Raw genomic sequence first — 6,075 nt, 5'->3', positions numbered from 1 at the left:
TAGTTGGGCTTTAGCCCAAAAGTTTGCAGTTGGGCTTTAGCCCAAAAGTTTGTAGTTGGGCTTTAGCCCAAAAGTTTGTAGTTGGGCTTTAGCCCAAAAGTTTGTAGTTGGGCTTTAGCCCTCCCCTGCTGGCATGGGGCATGGGGCATGGGGCATGGGGCATGGGGCATGGGGCATGGGGCATGGGGCACGACCGTCGCCCGAGCCCCGCTCCTGATTGCAGTTACTCAGCCGGAGATGACATGAGCGCCAATACGGTTGATTGCTGTCATATATTTCACAAACTAATCAACCGAATCTTTTCCCAGTTCAGACAGCGCTTCTTCATAATAAATCCTGTTTTTGGGAATTTATGTTCGTTCTACGGCTCAATAACGTATAGATTATCCGGTTGTATCAATTGCGTAAAAGCGCAAGGGCGGGTTGGTGCCAGAACTGTATAGCAGTAAGCAGTCAGTTTAGGACACGGGCAGGACGCTGTCGTGTCCCGCTTGCGCTAAGGAGGGAACGCCTGTCCGCTCGTCCAATCTAAGTGACTGCTGCTATAGTCGCACGCCCAACACAGAGAAAAAACCTCCCCTTGTAAGGCGTCCCAGTCCGGGGGGCTGTTCGGTTTACCGCATCAGGAATTACGGGAAACCGAAACAAGAGAGCAGCTTCAGGCACACCGGCAGCCCTCACCCCCCGCAAATGCCAGCTTCATAGGGGATTTCACCTTGGCCACCGTCGCACCGCGCTGTCTGTTCGGTTTACCGCATCAGGAATTACGGGAAACCGAAACAAGAGAGCAGCTTCAGGCACACCGGCAGCCCTCACCCCCCGCAAATGCCAGCTTCATAGGGGATTTCACCTTGGCCACCGTCGCACCGCGCTGTCTGTTCGGTTTACCGCATCAGGAATTACGGGAAACCGAAACAAGAGAGCAGCTTCAGGCACACCGGCAGCCCTCACCCCCCGCAAATGCCAGCTTCATAGGGGATTTCACCTTGGCCACCGTCGCACCGCGCTGTCTGTTCGGTTTACCGCATCAGGAATTACGGGAAACCGAAACAAGAGAGCAGCTTCAGGCACACCGGCAGCCCTCACCCCCCGCAAATGCCAGCTTCATAGGGGATTTCACCTTGGCCACCGTCGCACCGCGCTGGCTGTTCGGTTTACCGCATCAGGAATTACGGGAAACCGAAACAAGAGAGCAGCTTCAGGCACACCGGCAGCCCTCACCCCCCGAAATGCCAGCTTCATAGGGGGGACAGGCCGTAAGCGTTGCGGCGCGGCACGCGCTACGCAGCCCTACGCCTTTTATCCCAGGCCACTGATGTCCTAAGCAATATGACTGCTGCTATACCTGCGGCCCAGGGTGTTGATGAGCCGGCTCCTGCCATTAGAAAAATGCGAGCCGAGAGGATAAGAATTGTTTTTCGCTGAGATCCTTGTGCAATCTTGTCCTTTGCCGGTCGCCCCTGCCGATCAGTGAAAGCCCCGATATAAAAAATACTTATTACTGTATCCTGCTTCTGGGGGATAGTTCGGTATTGTCCCGGGGGTAAAATATTTAATGGAGATTTAACAATTCCGCCAAAGTGCGCCCCTGCTAGCGTCTGGCTCAGTCGGCGAGAGGCATTTATGCCGGTGGCGGATTGCAGCAACTCAAGAGAGCCCGGAAATGGTTCCCGCGAGGGAGCGGAAAAAACCGGCTCGGCTGTTGAGTCGCAGGGGCAGCCTTTCGGCAGCCAAATCGGTGGAGAGGGTAGAGTCAGCTGGAAGGGATAAGATGGAAAACCATATAAATCCTCGCTTCGATCGTTATATTCTCAGGCCACCCAAAAGCAGCCCCAGGCCGGTAACATCACTCGCGCAGCAATGGGCCAAAAGGTATGTGCAGAACCTGCAAGGCGGTTCTGTGGGGGCGGGAGAACCGGCAGCTGGCCTGGTTACTGGGGGTGGGCGCAAACCAAGTCGGGCGGAAATGGCTGAACAGCTGCGGCAGTCGCTGCGGTTGGCGTGTGCCGGTGGCTGGTCAAAAACCGAGATGCTGCTGGCCCGGGAAGTGAAGCGACACGGGATCGACCTCGAGCTGATCAATCCCTGGCAAATCGCGGCGGACGCTCATAATATCTACGAGCGAGCGCTGGAATTTTATGCCGATCGGGAAGCGCCGCAACGATTTTCCCTCTCGATTTCGCGGGATCTCGGGCGACTTCGGCAAACCCACACGGCCACTGACCCGCGAGTGCTCGGTTTTGTTAACTTGCAGTTCCACCACACCGGCGTGTCACTGCTGGAACAGCTGCCTGATTCCGAGCGGGCGCAGCTGGGCTATTATTTCAAAGTCATTGAGGATAACTTGAATATGCCGCTGCAGCGCAGCTACGAGGCAGCAGTTGCCCGAGATGCCCAGTCGCCGGAACTGGTTGCGGTGCAGCAGTTCCTGCGAGTCAGCAGCGAGATTGCCCAAAAAGTATGCTGGCGGGTGACCCAGCAGCGCCCCCACTATCGCAGTCTCAGTGGCGAGCTCAGCCAGCCAAGAGTCTACCTCTCTAGCGCCCGAGATGCGGAGATGTTCCAAGTTTACCTGTGGGTGTGCCTCCTGGAGGGGAGCATCGCTGCGGTGCAGCAGGAGCTGTTCCCGCTGTGCGTTTTCCTGTACCCTATTTTGGGGATCAAGTGGGATCTGGTGCGGCAAATGCTCTCCCTGTTAGAAGAGGAAATCCAAAGGTGCTTGCCGGCTGAATCGCACGCCCTGTTTGCGCCCTATATTCAGGCGCTGTTGGAGATGTTTTCTCCAGAAGTGTTTGCTAAAGGGGAGGGAAGAGAGGACCTGTCGATTGAAAATTTGGGGAATTATCTGAGAGGTTGATGTCTATTTATGTTGGCTTACCGACCAGATGCCTTGTGGCGAGATATTAGGCTTATAGAGGGTTTTACCTAAAAAATAATCCCTAGAAACGGGGGTTTTTAGGGTGAAAAAGCAGAACTTATGAGTAGGTCTTGAGAAGAAACCGGCTTTTTGGCTTTTGAGCGATCTGAAACACGCTCTCAGGCAGTTCTTCTCAGCAGGGTGCATCCCCCCGGTTTCTCGCTCCTGACTGAGCTTAGAGATGCTCTCAGGCGGTTCGCTGCGAAACGAGAAAAAAAGCTGGACTCTGGAAACGAGACAAATTGCGCTTTATCTAGACTGGCGACTCACTCTGCTGTGCTGCCTCTGCCTTCTTGGCTGACCGCACTTCCATACATGCCAGCGTTGTTGCCGCTGCTGCTATAAAACCCAGAGACATCTTGGGTGAACCCGCCCCTACTTACCCCATGCGCATGAGCCCGATGCGCATGAGCCCCATAAGCCATGTCATTAATGTCTTAACCAATATGACTACTGCTATATCCCTCGTTCCCAAGCTCCTTATGGGAGACGCCGTCCGGTCGGCTGTGCCGACTTTGGCCAGATAGCAAGATTAAAAGCCTAAAAGCTTACCACCGTTCGGTAGAGACAAGGGCGCGCTCTACAAGCTCGGGCTGGATCGCCGGCACTGCCGGCGGGAACGCTGGCCCCACTCCCCTTAAGCTGTTAGGCTTTAAATCTGCTTTTTAAATAAAGGAGGCAGAGCCTCCAGAGCCCATATCCCAGGCAGAGCCTGTGAGCGATGGGTTAGATAAAAAAGCGCAAATTAAGTGCATGATAGGGGGCTGTTGCGTGGAGAAATTTCACCGGCACGCCGGAGTGAGCGGGCAGGACGCCGGGGGAGCGCCGTGTCGTATTAAAATATGTGAAGCAATTTAACAGGAAAGGCAGAATGCGAGTAGCAATCGCCGGCGCAGGACTGGCAGGTATGGCCACGGCTGTCGATTTGGTCGATGCCGGCCACGAAGTGGAAATCTTTGAGTCTCGCCCCTTTGTGGGGGGTAAAGTCGGCAGCTGGACCGACGCGGACGGCAACCACATCGAAATGGGCTTGCACGTCTTCTTTGGCTGCTACTATAACCTGTTCGAGTTGATGGGGAAAGTGGGCGCAATTGATAATCTGCGCCTGAAAGAGCACACTCACATGTTTGTCAACAGGGGCGGCACCACCGGCGCTCTGGATTTCCGGTTCATCACGGGGGCACCTTTCAACGGGCTGAAGGCATTTTTCACCACCTCTCAGCTGTCGCTGCAGGACAAACTCCAGAATGCTCTCGCCCTGGGCACCAGCCCCCTGGTGCGCGGCTTGGTGGACTTCAACGGCGCGATGAAAACTATCCGCGATCTGGATAAAATCAGCTTTGCGGACTGGTTCCGCAGTCACGGCGGTTCTGAGGGCAGCATCAAGCGGATGTGGAACCCAATCGCCTACGCCTTGGGCTTCATCGATTGCGAAAATATTTCCGCCCGCTGCATGTTGACAATTTTCCAGTTTTTTGCAGCGAAAACTGAGGCGTCGGTGCTGCGAATGCTGGAAGGCTCTCCGGATGAGTATTTGCACAAACCCATTGTTAAATATATAGAGGAGCGGGGCGGCAAAATCTATACGCGCCGGCGGGTGCGGGAGATTGCCTTCGAGGATGCCGGTGGGGAGACTCGCGTCACCGGCATGGTGGTGGCGAAGGGCGAGACGGAAGAAACGATTGTGGCGGATGCTTATGTTTTCGCCTGCGATGTGCCGGGGATTCAGCGGGTGCTGCCACAAGAGTGGCGCAAGTGGCCAGAATTTGACAATATTTATAAGCTGGATACAGTGCCGGTGGCGACGGTGCAGCTGCGGTTTGATGGCTGGGTGACGGAATTGCACGACGCCGAGAAGCGCAAGCAATTGCAGGGGGCGGCGGGGATGGATAATTTGCTCTATACGCCGGATGCGGACTTTTCTTGTTTTGCGGATTTGGCTCTAACAAGTCCTGGGGATTATTACCGGCAGGGGCAGGGCTCTCTGCTGCAACTGGTGCTGACGCCGGGAGATCCGTTTATTAAGCAGAGCAATGAGGAGATCGCCGGGCACGTTCTCAAGCAGGTGCATGAGCTGTTCCCGTCATCGCGGGAGCTGAATATGACCTGGTACAGTGTGGTGAAACTGGCTCAATCCCTGTATCGGGAAGCGCCGGGGATGGATGTTTACCGCCCGTCACAAAAGACGCCGGTGGGGAATTTCTTCCTCGCCGGCAGTTACACGATGCAGGATTATATTGACAGTATGGAAGGCGCGACGATTTCGGGGCGTCAGGCGGCAAAGGCGATTTTGGAGAGCGCCCAGCAATTTGTCCGGCGAGTGCCGGTGGCTGCCGGTTGAGGGAACCCCACCCCCTAAACCCCTCCCCGCAAGCGGGGAGGGGGAAGTGTCACCCACCTAAAGCGCCTATTTTTGCTCACGCGCGATCGTTCTGTGCCGGTGCGAGAAACCGGGTTTCTTTGAGAAACCCGGTTTCTATCTCCATCTCGCCGCCGGTTCAATAATCGGGAGGCGGAGTTTCCCAAATAATCGGGAGGCGGAGCCTCCCAAAGAGCGTTCCCAGGCGGAGCCTGGGAACGAGAAACGAGAAACGAACGAAAAACGAAAAAAATCCAAAATCCAAAATCCAAAATCCAAAATCTAAAAAAAAATGTCAGATTGGCTAGAACATAGTGTGCAGGTAGAGGTGGCGGTTCCCATTGAGTTGGTGTGGATCCTCTGGTCTGATTTGGAGCAAATGCCCCGCTGGATGAAGTGGATTGAATCCGTCCATGTACTAGAGGAAAAGCCAGAACTGTCGCGCTGGAAACTCGCCACCGGCAATTTGGAATTCAGCTGGCTGTCGCGGATTGTGAAATTAGTGCCGCACCAGATTATTCAGTGGGAATCTGTTGATGGGCTGCCAAATCGGGGGGCGGTGCGGTTTTATGACCGGCACGGGAGCAGTATTGTGAAGCTGACGGTTTCATACGCGATTCCCGGGATTCTTGGCAAGCTGATGGATAACCTGTTTTTGGGGCGAGCGGTTGAGTCAACAATTCAGGCGGATTTGGAGCGGTTTCGCGAGTACGCCCTCACACTGGAATCCCCTGAGAAGGTGCTGGCAAACAACAAGTGAGAGAGCAGAAACCGGGTTTCTGAAAGAAACCCGGTTTCT

General features: G+C 54.9%; 4 protein-coding genes. All 4 read left to right on the top strand.

Translation table 11 applies throughout. The annotated features are described in order from the left end of the window. Window positions 1-716: 716 nt before the first annotated feature. The 4 genes from OSC10802_RS0115465 (at window position 717) to OSC10802_RS0115445 (ending at window position 6,036) form a co-directional block, all read left to right on the top strand. Window positions 717-1,244, top strand: a complete 528-nt coding sequence (locus tag OSC10802_RS0115465) for a hypothetical protein (RefSeq protein WP_017717677.1) — start codon at window positions 717-719, stop codon at window positions 1,242-1,244. Between the two features lie 527 nt (window positions 1,245-1,771). Continuing rightward, window positions 1,772-2,857 (top strand): bilin-binding protein, encoded by a 1,086-nt coding sequence (locus OSC10802_RS0115455; protein WP_044170142.1) that lies wholly within the window; start codon window positions 1,772-1,774, stop codon window positions 2,855-2,857. Between the two features lie 931 nt (window positions 2,858-3,788). Further along, a complete protein-coding gene (zds, locus tag OSC10802_RS0115450; RefSeq protein ID WP_017717674.1) occupies window positions 3,789-5,258 on the top strand; it encodes a 9,9'-di-cis-zeta-carotene desaturase in 1,470 nt (489 codons plus the stop codon). Between the two features lie 310 nt (window positions 5,259-5,568). Next, complete coding sequence (locus OSC10802_RS0115445) at window positions 5,569-6,036, top strand: SRPBCC family protein (protein WP_017717673.1); 468 nt, start codon at window positions 5,569-5,571, stop codon at window positions 6,034-6,036. The last annotated feature ends 39 nt before the right edge of the window (window positions 6,037-6,075 follow it).

The sequence above is a fragment of the Kamptonema formosum PCC 10802 genome (assembly GCF_000332335.1).
GTDB lineage: Bacteria > Cyanobacteriota > Cyanobacteriia > Cyanobacteriales > Oscillatoriaceae > Oscillatoria.
This window is presented reverse-complemented; position numbering and strand designations above follow the sequence as displayed.